Annotated in this window: 17 protein-coding genes; 8 read left to right on the top strand and 9 right to left on the bottom strand. The window is 63.2% G+C overall.

Features of this window, described 5'->3' with window-relative positions; translation table 11 throughout:
• Positions 1 to 57: 57 nt before the first annotated feature.
• The 6 genes from E4P09_RS10095 (at position 58) to E4P09_RS10070 (ending at position 4309) form a co-directional block, all read left to right on the top strand.
• The gene (locus E4P09_RS10095) at positions 58 to 831 is read left to right on the top strand and encodes an amino acid ABC transporter permease (protein WP_137389488.1); all 774 of its coding nucleotides are present in this window, start codon (positions 58 to 60) and stop codon (positions 829 to 831) included.
• Positions 815 to 1498 carry an amino acid ABC transporter permease gene (locus E4P09_RS10090; protein WP_137389487.1) on the top strand — a complete coding sequence of 228 codons (684 nt, stop codon included), beginning with the start codon at positions 815 to 817 and terminating at the stop codon, positions 1496 to 1498. Before E4P09_RS10095 ends, E4P09_RS10090 begins: the two co-directional genes overlap by 17 nt.
• A gap of 41 nt (positions 1499 to 1539) precedes the next feature.
• Positions 1540 to 2274, top strand: a complete 735-nt coding sequence (locus tag E4P09_RS10085; RefSeq protein ID WP_137389486.1) for an amino acid ABC transporter ATP-binding protein — start codon at positions 1540 to 1542, stop codon at positions 2272 to 2274.
• Positions 2275 to 2398: 124 nt separating this feature from the next.
• On the top strand, positions 2399 to 3052 hold the full coding sequence (locus tag E4P09_RS10080; RefSeq protein WP_137389485.1) for an RraA family protein: 654 nt from the start codon (positions 2399 to 2401) through the stop codon (positions 3050 to 3052).
• Positions 3053 to 3055: 3 nt separating this feature from the next.
• On the top strand, positions 3056 to 3712 hold the full coding sequence (locus E4P09_RS10075) for an RraA family protein (protein WP_137389484.1): 657 nt from the start codon (positions 3056 to 3058) through the stop codon (positions 3710 to 3712).
• Positions 3713 to 4309 (top strand): RraA family protein, encoded by a 597-nt coding sequence (locus E4P09_RS10070; RefSeq protein ID WP_205042080.1) that lies wholly within the window; start codon positions 3713 to 3715, stop codon positions 4307 to 4309. It abuts the gene before it with no gap.
• A gap of 83 nt (positions 4310 to 4392) precedes the next feature.
• Here the strand turns inward: E4P09_RS10070 and E4P09_RS10065 are convergent, their stop codons facing one another.
• The 8 genes from E4P09_RS10065 to E4P09_RS10030 all read right to left on the bottom strand — a co-directional run bounded on the left by E4P09_RS10065 (position 4393) and on the right by E4P09_RS10030 (position 11278).
• On the bottom strand, positions 4393 to 5010 hold the full coding sequence (locus E4P09_RS10065; protein ID WP_137389483.1) for a hypothetical protein: 618 nt from the start codon (positions 5008 to 5010) through the stop codon (positions 4393 to 4395).
• A gap of 154 nt (positions 5011 to 5164) precedes the next feature.
• The gene (locus tag E4P09_RS10060) at positions 5165 to 5986 is read right to left on the bottom strand and encodes a PRC-barrel domain-containing protein (RefSeq protein ID WP_137389482.1); all 822 of its coding nucleotides are present in this window, start codon (positions 5984 to 5986) and stop codon (positions 5165 to 5167) included.
• A gap of 115 nt (positions 5987 to 6101) precedes the next feature.
• The gene (locus tag E4P09_RS10055) at positions 6102 to 7163 is read right to left on the bottom strand and encodes an ABC transporter ATP-binding protein (protein WP_137389481.1); all 1062 of its coding nucleotides are present in this window, start codon (positions 7161 to 7163) and stop codon (positions 6102 to 6104) included.
• Positions 7164 to 7168: 5 nt separating this feature from the next.
• Complete coding sequence (locus E4P09_RS10050) at positions 7169 to 7828, bottom strand: pyroglutamyl-peptidase I (protein ID WP_137389480.1); 660 nt, start codon at positions 7826 to 7828, stop codon at positions 7169 to 7171.
• Positions 7829 to 7839: 11 nt separating this feature from the next.
• Entirely contained in the window at positions 7840 to 8604 is a 765-nt protein-coding gene (locus tag E4P09_RS10045) for an ABC transporter permease (protein ID WP_137389479.1), read from the bottom strand.
• Position 8605: 1 nt separating this feature from the next.
• Positions 8606 to 9481: an ABC transporter permease gene (locus tag E4P09_RS10040; protein ID WP_137389478.1), complete on the bottom strand. Its 876-nt coding sequence runs from the start codon at positions 9479 to 9481 to the stop codon at positions 8606 to 8608.
• Between the two features lie 15 nt (positions 9482 to 9496).
• Positions 9497 to 10663: an ABC transporter substrate-binding protein gene (locus tag E4P09_RS10035; protein ID WP_170984344.1), complete on the bottom strand. Its 1167-nt coding sequence runs from the start codon at positions 10661 to 10663 to the stop codon at positions 9497 to 9499.
• A 93-nt stretch (positions 10664 to 10756) separates the two neighbouring features.
• Positions 10757 to 11278, bottom strand: coding sequence for a winged helix DNA-binding protein (locus tag E4P09_RS10030; RefSeq protein WP_239025119.1), 522 nt, complete (start codon positions 11276 to 11278; stop codon positions 10757 to 10759).
• Between the two features lie 113 nt (positions 11279 to 11391).
• Here E4P09_RS10030 and E4P09_RS10025 point away from each other — a divergent pair, with 113 nt between their 5' ends.
• Both E4P09_RS10025 and E4P09_RS10020 read left to right on the top strand, forming a co-directional pair.
• Positions 11392 to 15003: a hydantoinase B/oxoprolinase family protein gene (locus E4P09_RS10025; protein ID WP_205042079.1), complete on the top strand. Its 3612-nt coding sequence runs from the start codon at positions 11392 to 11394 to the stop codon at positions 15001 to 15003.
• Between the two features lie 100 nt (positions 15004 to 15103).
• Complete coding sequence (locus E4P09_RS10020; RefSeq protein ID WP_137389474.1) at positions 15104 to 16387, top strand: NAD(P)/FAD-dependent oxidoreductase; 1284 nt, start codon at positions 15104 to 15106, stop codon at positions 16385 to 16387.
• Positions 16388 to 16399: 12 nt separating this feature from the next.
• Here the strand turns inward: E4P09_RS10020 and E4P09_RS10015 are convergent, their stop codons facing one another.
• A complete protein-coding gene (locus tag E4P09_RS10015; protein WP_137389473.1) occupies positions 16400 to 17557 on the bottom strand; it encodes a M24 family metallopeptidase in 1158 nt (385 codons plus the stop codon).
• Positions 17558 to 17561 lie beyond the last annotated feature (4 nt).

Genomic DNA, 17561 nt, shown 5'->3' with positions numbered 1-17561 from the left:
AACGGGAGACTTGCTCGCCGGAACGCTTCCCGGCGAGCATGGATGTGGTGGGTTGCGATGAGCTACAACTGGGATTGGGGCGTCCTGTTCGAATTGGCGCCGGACGGCACCCACACATACATGGCGGTGCTGCTCCACGGAGCCCTTTGGACCGCCGCTGTTGCCTTGAGTTCCTACGGGATCGCGCTCGTGCTGGGCGCTATCGTTGGTGTGCTCCGCACGGCAGAGAACCGCATACTCAGTATCGGTGCCGCAACGTATGTGGAGTTGTTTAGAAATATTCCGCTCATCGTCCAGATGTTCTTATGGTACTTTGTTTTCCCGGAATTTCTGCCGAGCAAAGCTTCGACCTGGGTAAAGCAGCTTTCTTTAGCGCCGTTTATCATGGCGGTCGCTGCGCTGGGTCTTTATACCTCGGCGCGGATTGCCGAATTGCTCCGCTCTGCTATTCAGAGCCGCCCTCCCGGCCAGATTAACGCGGCGCTCGCGCTCGGTCTGACGCGGGGACAGGCCTACCGGCTGGTGCTGCTGCCGGTCGCGTTCCGTCTCGTCGTGCCACCTCTCACCAGTGAGTTCATCGGCGTCATAAAAAACAGCGCTATCGCGCTGACCATCGGAGTCGTCGAACTTACCGCAAGCTCTCGCCTCATTCAGGAGCTCACGTTTCACATTTTCGAGGTGTTTACGGTTGCAAGCCTGATCTATCTCGCGATGAACTTCACGGTTGTAAAGATCATGGGAACCATTGAACAGGCTTGCCAAATACCTGGGATGATCAAGCGTCAAGGCGCGGCCAATCCTACAAGGAAGGCAAATGTTCTCCGAGTTTGATTTTGAAGTCATCTGGAACTCGATCGGATATTTGTTCCTGGTGGGAATGCGGTTCACGCTGCTTTTGACACTCCTTGCTGGCGCTGGAGGCTTCGTCCTTGGAACCCTCCTCGCGATAGCCCGTCTGTCGCGCTTCCACCTCCTGTCCTATGCTGCAGCGGCATATGTCAACCTGCTGCGGTCCCTACCGCTCATCCTACTGATATTCTGGTTCTATTTCCTTGTCCCGTTCATTCCCCAATGGATTTTCGGCCTCCCGAGGCCCGTGCCGGTCGGCGCGTTTCTCTCGGCGCTGATCCCGTTCATACTCATCGAGGCGGCCTATTTCTGCGAGATCGTCAGAGCCGGCATCCAAGGCATTCCGGACGGGCAAAGAAATGCAGGCATGGCGTTGGGCCTCAATGGCGCGCAGCTCTATCGGCTCATCATCCTGCCGCAGGCCATCCGCAACATGGTTCCAGCCTTGTTGACGCAGCTTCTGGTGCTTTTTCAGGACACGTCGCTCGTCTACGTGCTCTCCCTTACCGATTTTCTCGGCGCCGCGACCAAGGTCGGCCAGCGCGACGGCCGCTTGCCGGAAATGTACGTTTTCGTCGCGGTTGTCTATCTCGCGATGTCCTTCGCCTTCTCGCAGTACATCGGGAAGCTGGCAAAACGAAAGAAGTAGAGGCTGTTCCGCCTACCAGCCGCCAAGCGGGGGGTATCTCGGTGATTTCAATTCGCAACGTTTCGAAGCACTACGGTAATTTCCGTGTGCTGAATAACTGCTCGCTGGAGGTCGCGAGAGGCGAGGTGGTCGTTGTATGCGGCCCTTCCGGCTCCGGGAAATCAACCTTGATCAAATGCGTGAACGGCCTCGAGCCCTTTCAGAAGGGCGAAATCATCGTGGGCGGCGTCAGCGTGGGGGATCCGAAAACCGAACTTCCGAAACTGCGCGCTCGCGTCGGAATGGTGTTCCAGCATTTCGAGTTGTTCCCGCACCTCAATGCGATCGAAAACATCGTGTTGGCGCAGGTGAATGTACTGCGCCGTACCAGACAAGAGAGCTTGGAAAAGGCACACGAGCTTCTTCGTCGCGTGGATATGGTTGCCCATGGCCAGAAATATCCCGGGAATCTGTCCGGGGGACAGCAGCAGCGGGTTGCAATCGCCCGTGCGCTCGCCATGGATCCGGTCGCAATGCTCTTTGACGAGCCGACATCGGCGCTCGATCCCGAAATGATCAGCGAGGTCCTCGACGTCATGATCTTGCTCGCCGAGGAAGGCATGACGATGATCGTCGTCACACATGAAATGGGGTTCGCCAGCAAGGTCGCGGATCGCGTGGTTTTCATGAGCGACGGAGAGATCATGGAAAACCGGGATGCGACATCATTCTTCGTCCATCCGGAATCGGAACGCACCCAACAGTTCCTATCCCGTATTTTACGCTCCGAGAGCTGAGGAGTATCCTCGAACTGTGCGATACGAAACGCATATCGGCGTGTGGCGGAAAGAGAATTGGACGATGTGGCGGCGAGCATGTTCTGAAGACGAAACACCTTCGCGTCAAACATGGAAAGCCAGAATGCTGCCTCGCTTGCAATACATGGATTCGTGCGCGATCTCCGACGCCCTGGACTTCCTCGGGCTCCCGGGTTCCACGAATGGCATCCTGCCGTTGTGGCCGTGTGAGCGTATCGTCGGGCGGGCTCTCACGGTGCAAGTGGACAATAAAAAGGCCGCCGGGGAAACGCAGCACATGATCACGCCGGCGGTCGAAAAGGCGGATAGCGACACTGTTCTCGTGATCGCCAATGCCGGCGACAAATCCATTTCATGTTGGGGCGGGATTATCGCCCACGCCGCGATCATAAAGGGAATTCGCGGCGTGGTGATTGATGGCGCGGGCCGCGATCTCGACGAGAACAGAGAACTACGCTTTCCGGTCTTCGGGAGGAGTGCCGTCCACGTCAGCGCGCGTAACCGTCTCGTCCAGACCGATTTTGACTGCGACGTGGAATTCGCCGGCGTGAAGGTTTCCTCCGGCGACTATGTCGTTGCCGATGCGAGTGGGACCGTGTTCATCGGCCAAGACCGTATCGCTGACGTTCTCGATATTGCCGAGCGCGTGAAAAAGCGCGAGGCGGCGATGATCGAAGCTGTACGCTCGGGCCGATCGGTGGTCGAAGTCATGCATGACAGGCAATTTGCCAAGATCATGGAACGGGGAGGTGAATGAGCCATGGACGTCCATGCAATATCGGAAGGCTTGAAGAACCTGTCCACGCCCTCGGTGTCCGACGCCATGGACAGGATCGGCGTTGAGGGGTGTTGCCTCGGGCTTCTTCCGCTTTTCAACAAGGTCAGGATGGCAGGGCCGGCGTTCACTGTGCGCTATCGGCCGATCTCTCGCGAAAAGGGCACTGTGGGCGACTTCATCGACGACATCCCCGCGAGGGCGGTTGTGGTGATCGACAATGGTGGCCGTATCGACTGCACGGTGTGGGGGGATATCCTGACCCAAGTGGCCTTGCGGCGCGGTCTTTCTGGAACCGTCATCGACGGTGTGTGCCGTGATGTCGATCTGGCTCTGGACAATCAGTATCCGATCTTCAGCAGGGGGCGATACATGCGGACCGGCAAGGATCGGATCGAATTGGCTGAGGTCGGTGGAACGGTTCAGCTGAGCAATATCCCGGTTCGCCCGAACGATATCATCCTCGGGGATTCCAACGGGGTGGTGGTGGTGCCCTGGGATTGCGCCGAGGCTGTGCTGCGAACGGCGCAGGAGATCGAAGCGACGGAGGCTCGGATCATTTCCGAAGTCTCATCCGGCACAACGCTGCGAGAAGCGCGTCGGAACCACGCCTATCACCTGCTGCAAAGAAAGGGTTCCTAGGTGGATCTCGCCGCGGTTCTTCAGCTCGGCACAGCAACTCTGCTGGAGGCATCCAAGCTGCAGGCTTGGCTGGGGCCGGACATCCGGGCGATGTGGGCCGGTGCTCAATTGGCCGGACCTGCATATCCGGTGCGCTGTGCGTCCGGAGACAATCTCGCCATTCATTTGGCCATGGATCGGACACCCAAAGGCGCCGTTCTGGTGATTGATGGGGCCGGTGCGACGTGCGGTTACTGGGGCGAGATCCTCACCGCGATGGCACAACAACGCGAGGTCGCAGGCGTGGTCGTCAACGGTGGTGTTCGCGATACCGCCGCGCTGGAACAGTTGCGCTTCCCGGTGTTCGCGCGTGGTGTCGGCCTGAGCGGCACGACCAAGGGCTATGCGGGGGAGCCCGGCGCATCGGTTTTCATCGGCGGCGTGTCAATCCAAGAGGGAGACTTGGTCGTCGGCGACCGAGATGGGGTGATTTGTCTCCCGAGAACCCACATTTCATCCATCCTCGAAAAAGCGAAAATGCGCAGGGCGCGCGAGGAGATCTTCCTCGCCGAAATCCGGGAGGGCAAATCCACTTTGGAACTGCTCGGGCTCAAGTAGGGCAGGGCAGGCCTTGAGCGGCCGTGGCGGGCTCCATCAATACGCCTGGGCGGCGGATGATCTCGAATAGCGCGCCCCCGTGATCAGGCCGCCTCGAACGCCCCGATGCCGAGCAGCGACAGTGCGCGCGCGAGAGCGTCTTCGAAAGCTGCAACCTCGATATGCGCATAGGCACGCAATTGCTGGCAGGCGCCTTCAATATGCCGGTCTACCATCGCCGTCGTCCGTTCAACCTGCGGGAGCAGATCTCTGCGCATTCGCCGACGTGAGACGAGATTACGTGCACACTGGTCGACCGGCGTGCTCAGCCGGATAATGCGCAGGTCGTGCGTACGCGCCAGAGCCATCGAATATTTGACGTCCGCGCCCAATGCCAATCCTTCGATGAGAACATCATGTCCGGCGGTCGCGAAGGCGTCAGCGGACCGCGCGATCTCCTCAAGGCCGCCATGAGCGATCGGGATCGTGTCGCACCCGCCGCTCGTCACCTCATAATCGCCAAGGACGACAAGCGGCCGCCCGCGTCCCGGATGCCGGATATGATAGCCGAAAGGGCGCCCGCGCCCAGGTCGATTGATGAGCTCTATTCCAGTATTGCTGCACGATGCCCCGCGGATCCATCCGTATTTCTCAAGTATTCTGCGGACCAGTTCCGTTTTCCCCGATCCGCCTGCTCCTCTCGGATTGATGATCAATCCCATCCGATCGCTCCCTCACAACACCTTTCGGCAAATAGGGGCGATCCAGCTCTGGCTCAACATTTATCGCAAGCAGCAGAAGCGGGATGGTGTTGTGAGGGCCGGCACAGCCGTCTCTCCATGGGAGCGATCGAACGGGCAGCGCCGGCGGCTTGTCTCAAGCCGTTGGCCGCCAATAGGGCGGAAGCCCATAGTAGTTGTAGAGCCGCGCCTCGTAATCGCGTTCAACCGGCCGCGACGGATCGAATTCGGGCGCGTTCTTAATGTCTTCGCGCGTGCGCTGGACCCGGATCGTTTGCTCGCTCCAGCGGATGTCCTCCACCCACTCCGGCGCAATCAGCACGAACTTGCCTGGCCACCAGTTTTTCGTATCGACCATGACATAGCGGACCACCCATGCGTCTTCGTCAATGAGGAAGTCCTCCACGTGACCGATGTCGCCGTCGCTCGCCTCGATGTAATAATCCGTGACTTCCGCGATGCTGCGCAGATGCTGGTCCTCCTCGCGCTGCCTCTCGGCTTCTGCCGTGGCGCGCCGGGCGATCGCGTTGTCGGCAGGTGAGGCCTCTCTTCTCTCCAACGGATATGGTGGGAGCTCGCCATAGCCGAGGCCGGCCCCGGCTATCATGGGCGCCCCGTAGGCCATCGGTATCCCGTACCAATAGGGATTCCAGCCGTAATAGCCGTAGATTGACGCTTCGACCTGGCGCGATACCGGCCTGTGCGTGTCGACGTCCGGGCTGTTCCTGACTTGCTCCCGCGACAGGTCTACGGCGATGTGCCGTAATTCGCGATCGCTCCTCCCCAAATGAGAGGACGGCAGCAAGACGCGGCGGCCGGAGAGCCAGGTGCCCGTATCGACGACCAGCCAGCGCACGGTCCAGGACTGATCATCGATGAGAAGATCATCCACGCTGCCGATCTCCCCGTCAGTAGCGCGAAGGGAATAGCCGTTGAGCTGTGATGCCCTCTGCAACATCTTCGTTCCTTTCCGCGTGCATTCAAAGCCAACTTGGGACGGAACGAAGTATGGAAGCGCCAGTTCCTGGTTCAGCTCATGAAATTGCCGGCCCAATGCACGCGGAAAGCCGTGCTCAGACCGGCTCTGGCTCCAGGAGCACCACACTCTCCTTGGCGACTGCGACCTCAACGGACTGGCCGACGTCGACACCCGGATTCGCGGTGGCTGAAGCGGTGATCAGCTGACCATCGGCGAGGCGCAGCTGATAATCGGTATAGACACCGCGATAGGTGATCCGGACGAGTTCGGCGGGAAAGCTGAGATCCTGAGGGCCCGGCGTTCCGTTGATCCGGATATCCTCGCCACGGATCGCCACGGCCGGCGGCTCGGCCAGCCGGGCCTGCGTGCCGGAGACAGGCAGCCGAAACGCCGCGCAGGTAAAGGCACCGTCGGACACCTGCCCGGTGATCACATTGCTGCCGCGGAAGAAGTCCGCCACGAACTTGGTCCTGGGGCGCCGGAACAGCGTGTGCGGCTCATCAACCTGCACCAGGTGCCCGTGGTTGAGCACGGCCACCCGGTCGCTCATGGTCAGCGCCTCTTCCTGGTCATGGGTGACATAGACGAAGCTCGTTCCTGTGGCGCGCTGGATATCCTTGAGCTGGGCCTGCATCTCCCGGCGGATCTTCTCGTCCAGGGCGGACAACGGCTCGTCCAGCAGCAACAGCCGCGGCCGCGGCGCCAGCGCCCGAGCGATGGCGACCCGCTGCTGCTCGCCGCCGGAAAGCCGGGTGACCGACCGTTGCTCGAAGCCCGGCAGATTGACCAGCTCCAGGAGCTCCGATACCCGCCTGGCGATGGCGCCGCGGTCCATGGGTTTGCGCCGCAGGCCATAGCCGACATTCTGTGCGACCGTCATGTGGGGGAAGTTCGCATATTGCTGGAACACCATGCCGAGCTCACGGCGCCAAGGCGGAAGCTCGGTCACGTCCTGGCCGCCGATCAGGATACGGCCGGCATCCGGCTGCTCCAGCCCCGCGATCATGCGCAGGACGGTGGATTTGCCCGAGCCGCTCGGGCCGAGCATGGTGAAGAACTCGCCGTTGCTCACCTGCAGGTCCACGCCGGCTGCGGTGACCAGCGGGCCGAAGCTCTTTTCAACCTGGCTGACATGCAGGAGCGGCTGATCGGGCATAGGTCTCAAGCCCCGGCGACTGAGACGGCCAAGGTGGTGCGCACCGCCTCCACCATCGTGTCGAGGCTCATGGAGGCAAGGTCCGCCCGCTGGTGAAGCTCGAGCTGGCCCTGTTGGCTCAGCTCATCCAGCAGCTCCGCCACCTGCTGCGGCAGATAGGGCAAATGGAGGAAGCCGCAGCGGGCACCGTGGCCCACCTGCTCGCAGGCGGCCAGCGCGCGATAGAGCGTGGCGTTGCAGAGGAAGGTGCCGGCGGTATCGGAGGTGCGCGCCGGAATGCCTTTGCGGCGCAGCGCCGTGATGATGCGGCCGACGGGCAGCGTGACGGCGCGGGCGACCGGCCCCTGGGCGTCGACGGGATCATCGAGAAGGAGCGCGCCGTCATTGTCGGGGATCTCGAAGCTCGCGCGATTGACGGCCACCCGCTCCAGCCGGATCATTGGCTCGCCAGGCCACAGGCCGGTTGAAAGGACAACCGTGGGCCGGTGCGTCGCGATGGCCTGCTCCAGCGGATCCTTGGCCGCGGTGAATGAGCATGGGAGCAACAGGGTGCGCACAGTCGCGCCTTCGATGCTGCTGCCACCGAGGGCGCGCAAGACCTCGGCGGAGGGGTTGAGCTGCCGCCCGCCATAGGGCTGAAAGCCGGTCAGGAGAATGTCGGCCATGAGTGCTTCTCCTAGCTTTGCTGCTGCTTGCGGCCGAGCGCCACCAGAACGAGGATGAGCAGCAGGGTGACGATGATGATCAGGCTCATCAGGGCGTACATGTTCGGGGTCAAGCCGACCTGCTGGTAGCGCGACCAGATGAAGGTCTGCACGGTGTTGTTGCCGCCTTGCACGACAGCCGTCCGCACCGTCTCGTTGAACGACAGGATGACGGAGAAGGTCGCAGCCCCGGTCAGGCCCGGAGCGATCTGCGGCAGCTCCACCTCCCGGAAGGCCTGAAGGCGGTTGGCACCGGACGTATAGGCGGCCTCCAGATAAAGCGTGTCGAAGCCGGACATCACCGTCAGGATAATGAGAAAGGCAAACGGCAACGCCCATAGGGTCTGCACAACGGCCATGGTGAACAGGGAGGGGTCGATGCCGGTGAGCCTGAAGAACAGGCTGGTGGAGACGCCCATGCTCACGCCGGGGATGAACAGCGGCAGCAGAACGATGGTGATGATGAGCCGCGGCAGCCCGAAGCTGCGTACCGCCTGGGCTGCCGCAAGCCCGAGCAGGGGGGCGGCGATGCCGACGATGGCGGCGAGCAGCACGGAATTGGTGATGGCACTCACCAGGGTCGGGTCGGCCCCGATCGCCGCGAAGTTGTTGAGCGTAGCCGCGCCGGTCTGCGGGTCGCGTATGGCCAGCAGCAGCGGCGGCACGAGGGGCGCATAGAGGAAGACGAGCACCGCCGCGAGGCACAGCCAGACCAGAAGGTGCAGGCTGCCTCTCATCTCAGCGCCCCAGCACCTTGCCGAGGAACAGGCGCAGGTCGAAGAACCTGAGCCACAGGAGCAGCATGATCAGCATGCAGCCGACCACCACCGTCGACATCGCTGCCGCCATGGGATAGTTCAGCACGTCCAGCGAGCTGGTGATGGCATTGCCCATGAGCTGGTAGCCGACCCCGCCGAGGATCTGCGAGACGGCGACCTCGCCGAAGGCGCCGACGAACCCGAAAATGGCGGCCGCGAACACGCCGGGCAGGGAAAGCGGCAGCACCACGCGCAGGAAGGTTTGCAGCGGCGCCTCGCCCAGCATCCAGCTGGCCTCGATGAGGCGCTTGTCGATCGCGCTCAGCGACAGCCAGATCGGGTAGACCATGAAGGGCATATAGGCGGCGATCAGGCCGAGATAGACCGCGAAATCAGAAAACAGGAGCCAGTCGAGCGGCTGGTTGATCACACCGAGGTCGAGCAGGAACTGGTTCACCGGTCCGGTGCGCCCGAGCAGATAGGCCCAGGCGAAGGTCCTGATCACATAGTTCACCAGGAACGGTACGGAGAGCAGGAACAGGAAGATCCTGGTCCGGCTGGGCTTCAGCCGGAAGGTGATGAGATAGGCAACGGCATAGGCGATCAGCAGCATGATCAGGGTCGAGCTGATCGCCACGAAGAAGCTGCGCCTCAGCACGGAGAAGCGCGCGCCTTCGAAGAACAGCCCATAGGAGGTGAGAGTGAAGCCCGGCTGCATGCCGATCATCTTGCGCTCCCAGAAGCTGACGACGAGCGTCAGCACGAGCGGCACGATGATGGCGAGCGCGCAGAGCAGCACCGGCCCCGCAAGCAGGACCAGCGCTGCCGGATCGCGGCGCTTCACGGCAAGGCTCATCTCGACCTCGAGGCCTCAGGCCGCCTTGAAGCGCTGCCATTCCTCCTCATAGGTCTCGATGTTTGTTGGCCAGCGCGCCTGCCAGGTGCCGCCGGCCTCGAATTTTTCTTTCACGCCTGCATCGATCTCGGCGATCCGCTTGGCGGTCGCCTCGTCGAACTTGTCCGACTGGGCGGCGAAGGCCGGCGCCTGCGGATTGGTCATGTAGCCGCGCAGGCTGGTGATCATCGCACCGTATTCCGGGCTCAGCATGTAATCGAGCAGCTGGTATGAAGCCTCGATCTTCTCGGGCGAACGGTCGCCCTTGACGAGATAGGCGGCCATGGCCCAGAGCAGGTAGCCTTCCTTCGGCTTGGCATAGACCGCGTCCACCCCCTTTGCTTTGGCCGCGAACACCATCGGTTCCCAGCAGTCCATGACATAGACTTCCTGGTTGACGAGCAGGTTCACCGCTTGCTCGAAGCTCGACCAGATGACCCGGAACTGGCCTTCCTTCTTCTTCTCGATGAGGAAATCGACCACCTTGGCGATCTCTTCCTTGCTCATGTCGGAGGGGTCGTTGATCTCAGTGAGCCCGGCGCTTTTCAGGTAAAGCGCCGTCTTCTGACCGGCGGTGGTGTAGTTGTCCTCAAGGGCGACGAAGCCCTTGAACTTGGGGTCGAACAGCGCGCCATAGCTGTCGAGCGTGCCGCCCGTCTTCTCCGGCAGGTAGGCGAAGGAGTCGCCCTGGAGCACGGTGGGCACGCCGTAGATGGTTCCCTCATAGCCGATGAAGTCAAAGCCCTTGGAGCCCGGCTTGAAGTATTCCGCGATATAGGCATTGTTCTGCCAATTCTTGAGCCGGCTCACATCGAGGGGCACGATAAGGTCGTTCTCCACCAGCGGGTTCTGCATGCCGCCGACAATGTTGATGATGTCGTAGGATTGGCGGCCGCCGCCGGCAATGAGCTGATTGAGAACTGCCGACGGGCCGTTGCCGATCGACACCACGTTGACGGTGTTGCCCGTTTCCTTGGTGTAGGTCGACCAGTCGCCATTGGGATCGCCAACACCGATATCGGCCAGCGTCACCGTCTGGCCTGCCGCCAGGGCCAAGTCCGGCCTGAGGCCGAACGCAGCCGCGCCGATGGCCGCCGATTTGAGCACTGTCCGGCGGCTTACGGCTTTCAGCATGATGGTCATGAAAACCCTCCCGTTTGAGAACGCTCCCCGTCCAGGCCTCATGATGGCGAAATGTAGATAAGTTGTCGAGAAGTTGGCTTCAGCACATCACTCCTACAGCGATGCGGCTGCGCGAGCGGCTTGATCATAATAGCCGGAAAGGGTGCGCATCTGCGCAGCGATGCGCGACATGCTTGCTTCGTCAAGCCCGAGTGATGCTACGGGTTGCACCAACAGCGTCTCGCGGATGGCCTTGTAGCGCTCGCAAGCCTTGGTCCCCGCGGGCGTGGCGGAGATGAACTTCTCCTTGCCTTGCCGCTGACTGGTCACGAGCTTCATCCGCTCGAGCTTCTTCACCGAATAGCTGACCACGTGGGTGTCCTCGATATTCAGGACGAAGCACAGGTCGGCCAGCCGTTTCGCCTTGGAGCGGTGCTGCACAGAGTGGAGCACCAGCACGTCGATGGCCGAGAGATCCGGCAGCCCGGCCGCTGCCATGGCCCGCACCATCCAGCGGTGGAAGGCATGCGAGACGAGGATCAGGCCAAATTCGAATTCCGAGAGCACGGGCAAGGCCCCTGCGGCCAGATGGGCTGACGAAACAATGGGGCCGGGAGCAGGTGAGGAAAGCGACACGTCAGACGTCTCCGGATTGCGGTCGATGGATGCTGGTTGACTATATTGACAAAATGTCGGCACTTTATCGATAAAATGCCTCGCATTCATACCGCATTCATAATGGAAAAATGATGGCTTCAGGCAAGTGGGACTTCTGGATAGATCGCGGCGGCACTTTCACGGACGTCATCGCCCGTAGGCCCGATGGCGGCCTCGCAGCGCTCAAGCTGTTGTCGGATAACCCGGAAGCCTATCGGGATGCGGCCATACAGGGCATCCGCGAGCTCATGAGTGTGGGCCCTAGCGAACGGATTCCGTCGGAAAGGATCGCCACGGTGAAGATGGGGACCACGGTCGCCACCAATGCGCTGCTGGAGCGCAAGGGCGACCGGACGGTGCTCGTCGTCACCAAGGGCTTCGGCGACGCCTTGCGCATTGGCTATCAGGCGCGGCCCGATATCTTCGCCAAGAAGATCATCAAGCCCGACCAGCTCTATGAGCGCGTGCTGGAGGTCGGCGAACGGGTGCTGGCGGATGGCACGGTGGAGAGAGCGCTGGACCTGCAGGCGATCCGCCGTGACCTCGAAGCGATCTTCGCCGAAGGCATCCGCGCCTGCGCCATCCTGTTCATGCATGCCTACCGCTATCCCGCGCACGAGAAGGCGGTGGCGGCTCTGGCGCGCGAGGTGGGCTTCACGCAGGTCTCTGCGTCGCACGAAGTCAGCCCCCTGATCAAGCTAGTGGGCCGCGGCGATACCACGGTGGTGGATGCCTATCTCTCGCCGGTGCTGCGCCGCTATGTGGACCAGGTGGCGTCGGACCTTGATGGCGGCGATGACGAAGGCACCGCCCGAGTCATGTTCATGATGTCGTCGGGCGGATTGACCGATGCGCGCCTGTTCCAGGGGCGGGATGCGATCCTGTCCGGTCCGGCCGGCGGCGTGGTCGGCTGTGTGGAGACCGCCCGCATCGCCGGGTTCGACAAGATCATCGGCTTCGACATGGGCGGCACCTCGACGGACGTGTCGCATTTCGACGGCGTGTTCGAGCGCACGCTGGAGAGCGAGGTGGCCGGGGTGCGCATGCGCGCGCCGATGATGCTGATCCATACGGTGGCGGCCGGGGGCGGCTCAATCCTGCATTTCGACGGCGCGCGCTTCCAGGTCGGGCCGGACAGCGCCGGCGCCAATCCCGGTCCGCGCTGCTACCGCCGGGGCGGGCCGCTGGCGGTGACCGATGCCAATGTCATGGTCGGCAAGCTTGATCCGCGGTTCTTCCCGGCGATCTTCGGGCCTGAGCGAAACCAGCCGCTCGATGCCGAGGCCGTCGCCCAAGGCTTTGGCGAGCTTGCTGCGCGGGTGGGGGAAGGGGCAACGCCGGAATCCGTTGCCGACGGCTTCATCCGCATCGCGGTTGAGAACATGGCCAACGCCATCAAGAAGATCTCGGTGCAGCGCGGCTATGACGTGACCGAATATGCGCTGCAATGTTTCGGTGGCGCCGGCGGCCAGCATGCTTGCCTGGTGGCTGATACGCTCGGCATCAAGACGGTGATGATCCACCCCTTGTCGAGCCTGCTTTCGGCCTATGGCATGGGGCTGGCCGATATCCGCGCGACGCGCCAGCGCACGGTGGAGGTGCCGCTCGATGCGGACGGGCTTGCGGCTGCCACCCACACTCTGGACGAGCTCGCCGCCGAGGCGCATGGCGAGTTGCTGCATCAGCGCGTTCCGGCCGATGACATCATCATCCACCACCGGGCCCATATCCGCTATGCCGGCACGGACACGTCTCTCGAGATCGACTTCGGTGGCATTGCCGACATGACGGCGCGGTTCGAGGCAGCGCACCGCTCCCGTTTCGGCTTCATCGACGAGACTCGCGCGCTGAGCATCGATGCGGTCTCCGTCGAGGCGGTGGGCGGCGGTGGCGTCGCTGACGAGCCGGATCTGCCGGTCGTGTCTGGTCAGCCTTCGCCGGCCGTGCACACGCGCTTCTTCTCGCAAGGGGCCTGGCACGAGGCGCCGGTGTTCATGCGGGAAGACTTGGGACCGGGTGCACAGGTGGCCGGCCCCGCACTGATTATCGAGCCGCATCAGACCATCGTCGTCGAGCCCGGCTGGCGCGCGGAGATCAGCCGCAAGAACCACGTGATGCTGCAGCGGACGGAAGCCGCCCGTGTCGCGCCGGCGGTGGGCACCGAGGCCGACCCGGTGATGCTGGAGGTGTTCAACAACCTGTTCATGTCCATTGCCGAGCAGATGGGCGTGACCCTCCAGAACACCGCTTATTCCGTGAACATCAAGGAGCGGCTGGATTTCTCCTGTGCCGTCTTCGACGCGCAAGGGCAGCTCGTGGCCAATGCACCGCATATGCCGGTGCATCTGGGCTCCATGGACCGGTCGGTGGAAAGCGTGATCGCGGCACATAAGGGCAACATCCGGCCCGGCGATGTCTATGCTATCAACGCGCCCTATAATGGCGGGACACATCTGCCGGACATTACTGTCGTGACCCCAGTGTTCGACGCGGCCGGCAACGAGATCCTGTTCTTCGTGGCCTCGCGCGGCCATCATGCTGATGTGGGTGGCATCGCGCCGGGCTCCATGTCGCCGCGCGCCACCACGATCGAGGAGGAAGGGGTCTATATCGACAATTTCAAGCTGGTGGATCGCGGCCGCTTCCGGGAACAGGCGCTCAATGAGCTGCTCATGGGTGCGAAATACCCCGTCCGCAACCTTGTGCAGAACGTGAACGACCTGAAGGCGCAGATCGCCGCGAACGAGAAGGGCGTGGCCGAGCTGCGCCGGATGATCGACCATTTCGGCCTCGACGTGGTGCAGGCCTATATGGGCCATGTGCAGGACAATGCGGCCGAGAGCGTGCGGCGCGTGATCAGTAGCCTGAAGGACTCGTCCTTCGAGTATGAGATGGATCAGGGCTGCGTCATCCGGGTGAAGATTTCGATCGATCGTGAGCGGCGCGAGGCCACGGTGGATTTCACCGGCACCTCGCCGCAGCGGGATGACAATTTCAACGCGCCCGAGCCGGTGACGCGCGCTGCCGTGCTTTACGTCTTCCGGGTGATGGTGGAAGGCAATATCCCGATGAATGCGGGATGCCTGCGGCCGATCAACGTCATCATCCCGCAGGGGTCGATGCTATCGCCCCGCTATCCCGCCGCGGTGGTTGCCGGCAATGTGGAGGTGAGCCAGGCGGTGACCAATTGCCTGTTCGGCGCGCTGAGTGCCATGGCTGCCGCCCAGGGCACCATGAACAACCTGACCTTCGGCAACGAGACCTATCAATATTACGAGACCATCTGCTCCGGCGCACCGGCTGGCCCCGGTTTCGACGGGGCGGATGCGGTGCACACGCATATGACCAATTCCCGGCTCACCGATCCCGAGGTGCTGGAGCTGCGCTATCCGGTGGTGCTGGAGGATTTCCATATCCGGCGCGGCTCTGGCGGGCGGGGCAAGTGGAATGCCGGCGACGGCACCTCCCGCACCATCCGCTTCCTCACCCGCATGGACTGCGCCATTCTCTCAGGCCACCGCCGAGTGCGCCCCTTCGGGCTCCATGGCGGCGAGCCGGGCGAGTGCGGCGAGAACCTGGTGCGCCGCAAGGAGGGGCGGATGGAGCGTCTCCAAGGCGCGGACCAGACCGTGCTGGATGCGGGAGATGCGATCATCATCAAGACGCCGACGGGGGGCGGGTATGGCCCTCCTGACCACGCCTGAGCCGAACCGGAGGAGCCGGGCGTCGATCGAGAGTGTTCTCTGACCGGCAGAGGCGTGGTTCAATAGCTCCCCGCCACACCCTCCGTCGTCGAGCGCTGATATGGTGATTGCTGCTTCTTCGCTGTGGGCCGCCACCGCCGAACCCGCCCCGGCAACCGTGCCCCTTGCCGGCGAGATCCGCGCTGATGTCGCCGTGGTGGGCGGCGGCTTCTGCGGTCTCTCCTGCGCCCTCCATCTGGCGGAAGCTGGCGTCGATACCGTGCTGCTGGAAGCGCAGGAGCCCGGCTGGGGTGCCTCGGGCCGTAATGGCGGGCAGGTCATCCCCTGCTTCAAGGACGATCCTGAGACGCTCATCGCCCGCCTGGGCGAGGATCTGGGCGAACGCATGAGCAGGCTCGGGGCCGAGGCCGGCACCCTGGTGGAAAACCTGATTGCCCGGCACAACATTGCCTGCGCCTACCGACGCAACGGCTGGATCCTGGGAATCGCCGGTATGCGCGGCATTCCGGCCATGGAGAGTCGCACCCGGCAATGGCAGGCGCGTGGGTTGCCCGTGCGCCTGCTCGACCGGGAAGAGACGGCTGCCCTGATCGGCGCACCAATTTATGCGGCGGGCTATCTCGATCCCCGTGGCGGCGCGCTCAACCCGCTGTCTTTCGCCCGCGGTCTAGCTGCCGCTGGGATGAGGCAGGGGGCGCGCATTCACACCGGTTCGCCCGTCATCGCCATCACCAGGGAGGGGTCGTCATGGCGGGTCGCAACCGCATCCGGCGCGGTGCTCGCAAGCCAGGTGGTGGTCGCGACCGGCGCCTACTCGACCGACCTCATCCCGGCGCTGAGGCGCAGCATATTGCCGGTGCAATCGATCCAGATCGCCACGCCGCCCATGCCAGCAGAGATCCAGCGCACCATTCTGCCGCAGGGCCATGTGGTGTCCGATAATCGGCGGCTTCTGCTCTATTTCCGCTTCAACGAGCAGGGCCGGTTCGTGTTCGGCGGACGCGGCTCCCTGGGCGGCGAGAGCATCGCGGAGGCCCATGTGACGGCGCTGGCCGAAACCATGCGCCGCAGTTTCCCGCAGCTTGGCCAAATAGGCTTTCAGCATGTGTGGGCCGGTCAGGTGGATATCACGCCGGGGCGCCGGCTGCGCGTGCATGAGCCCTCGCCGGGGCTCATCGCGGTCTTCGGCTTCAGCGGCCGCGGCGTCGCGATCGCGCCGGCCGTGGGCAAGGCGATCGCCGAGGCGGTGCTGGCTGGCACGCACAAGGGCTTGCCGTTGCCGGTCACGCCCATGCGGCCCGTGCCGTTCCACGGCCTGAGGCTGCCGGCCATGGCGGTTGCGGCTCAGTGGTTCCGGTTGCTCGACCGTCTCGAGGCGCGCTGAGGCTGCGGCAGGTCAGGTTCGCACGACGTATTCGGGCTTGACTTTGCTCAGCACCTCGGCCGGGCCGTCACGGGTCAGGATGGTATAGCCTAAGGACATGGCCAGGTTCTGCGGCGCATCGATCAAGATGGCGTGCAGGAACAGGATCATGCCTGGCACGATGGCCATCTCGTTACCCGAATAGATCATGGGCGGAACGTCCATCCAGGACGGCCGATAGGTCGCGCCAAGGGAATAACCGCAAGCGGACATACGGGCGTGCCCGTAGCCCGCCCGGTCATAGACCGCGCGGTGCGCATCATCGATGGCCCCGATGGTGTTGCCCGGCCGTGCCGCCTCGGTCATGGCGGTGATCGCCTCCAGGGTGACGTCGAACATCGTCTGCTGCACCGGGTTGGCGCGGCCGATGGAGATGGTGCGCATGAGGCAGGCGCAATAGCGGCGATAGCTCCCCGCATGCTCGATGGTCAGCTGGTCAACCGGGTCCAGCGTGCGGAAACCGGTGGCGCTACGCACGAGCAGGGCGCGGTCGCCCGAGCCGAGCACGGGACCGGAGGGGGCCGGATCACCGCCGCCCGCGAGAATCGGCACGGCTCCGGCCGCGGCAATCTCGCCCTCGAACGCACCGGGTCGCGATGCCTCCAGCATGGCCACGAGCGACGCATCAGCGAGCTCCGCCGCGCGCCGGACATAGGCGATCTCGGCAGGCGATTTCACCGCACGCAGCTGGCGCACCAGGTTCGAGGCGTCCACCAGCTCGCACCAATTGCTGAGGCGGCGGCGCACGAGCTCGTAATTGTCGGCGGTGAGCCCGAAGGTGCGCATCTCGATGCCGACGCGGGCGCCTTTCAGGCCTTTCTCTTCCAGGATCGCCATCAGCTCGCGAGAGGGATCCATGCCGGGGGCGTCATACCACAGGCGGATGTCTTCCATGGTCGACGTGCGGCGGGCCTGCTCCAAGTCGGGCCGGCGGGTGAGCAGGGTCAGCGGCTCGTCATTGGCGGTCATGATCGCGCATTGGAAGAACACGAAGCCGGACGTGTCATAGCCGGTGAGGTAATACATGCTCTCCTGGGCGAAGAGCAGCAGGGCATCCAGCCCCTCGCGTCGCATGGCCGCCCTCGCGTTGGCGAGGCGCGTCTCGAATTCTTCTCGCTCGAAATGCAGCATCGGG

The organism is Rhodoligotrophos defluvii (assembly GCF_005281615.1).
Lineage (GTDB): Bacteria > Pseudomonadota > Alphaproteobacteria > Rhizobiales > Im1 > Rhodoligotrophos > Rhodoligotrophos defluvii.
The sequence above is the reverse complement of the archived record's forward strand: the minus strand, read 5'-3'. Positions and strand labels throughout refer to the sequence as shown.

Bases quoted from the DNA above. Each gene is read 5' to 3' on its own strand.
- E4P09_RS10060 (WP_137389482.1), bottom strand. From the start codon at position 5,986: ATGTTGCAGAGGGCATCACAGCTCAACGGCTATTCCCTTCGCGCTACT.
- E4P09_RS10025 (WP_205042079.1), top strand. From the start codon at position 11,392: ATGGCTTCAGGCAAGTGGGACTTCTGGATAGATCGCGGCGGCACTTTC.
- E4P09_RS10055 (WP_137389481.1), bottom strand. From the start codon at position 7,163: ATGCCCGATCAGCCGCTCCTGCATGTCAGCCAGGTTGAAAAGAGCTTC.
- E4P09_RS10040 (WP_137389478.1), bottom strand. From the start codon at position 9,481: ATGAGCCTTGCCGTGAAGCGCCGCGATCCGGCAGCGCTGGTCCTGCTT.
- E4P09_RS10065 (WP_137389483.1), bottom strand. From the start codon at position 5,010: ATGGGATTGATCATCAATCCGAGAGGAGCAGGCGGATCGGGGAAAACG.
- E4P09_RS10020 (WP_137389474.1), top strand. From the start codon at position 15,104: ATGGTGATTGCTGCTTCTTCGCTGTGGGCCGCCACCGCCGAACCCGCC.
- E4P09_RS10075 (WP_137389484.1), top strand. From the start codon at position 3,056: ATGGACGTCCATGCAATATCGGAAGGCTTGAAGAACCTGTCCACGCCC.
- E4P09_RS10035 (WP_170984344.1), bottom strand. From the start codon at position 10,663: ATGACCATCATGCTGAAAGCCGTAAGCCGCCGGACAGTGCTCAAATCG.
- E4P09_RS10015 (WP_137389473.1), bottom strand. From the start codon at position 17,557: ATGCTGCATTTCGAGCGAGAAGAATTCGAGACGCGCCTCGCCAACGCG.
- E4P09_RS10095 (WP_137389488.1), top strand. From the start codon at position 58: ATGAGCTACAACTGGGATTGGGGCGTCCTGTTCGAATTGGCGCCGGAC.
- E4P09_RS10080 (WP_137389485.1), top strand. From the start codon at position 2,399: ATGCTGCCTCGCTTGCAATACATGGATTCGTGCGCGATCTCCGACGCC.
- E4P09_RS10090 (WP_137389487.1), top strand. From the start codon at position 815: ATGTTCTCCGAGTTTGATTTTGAAGTCATCTGGAACTCGATCGGATAT.
- E4P09_RS10050 (WP_137389480.1), bottom strand. From the start codon at position 7,828: ATGGCCGACATTCTCCTGACCGGCTTTCAGCCCTATGGCGGGCGGCAG.
- E4P09_RS10045 (WP_137389479.1), bottom strand. From the start codon at position 8,604: ATGAGAGGCAGCCTGCACCTTCTGGTCTGGCTGTGCCTCGCGGCGGTG.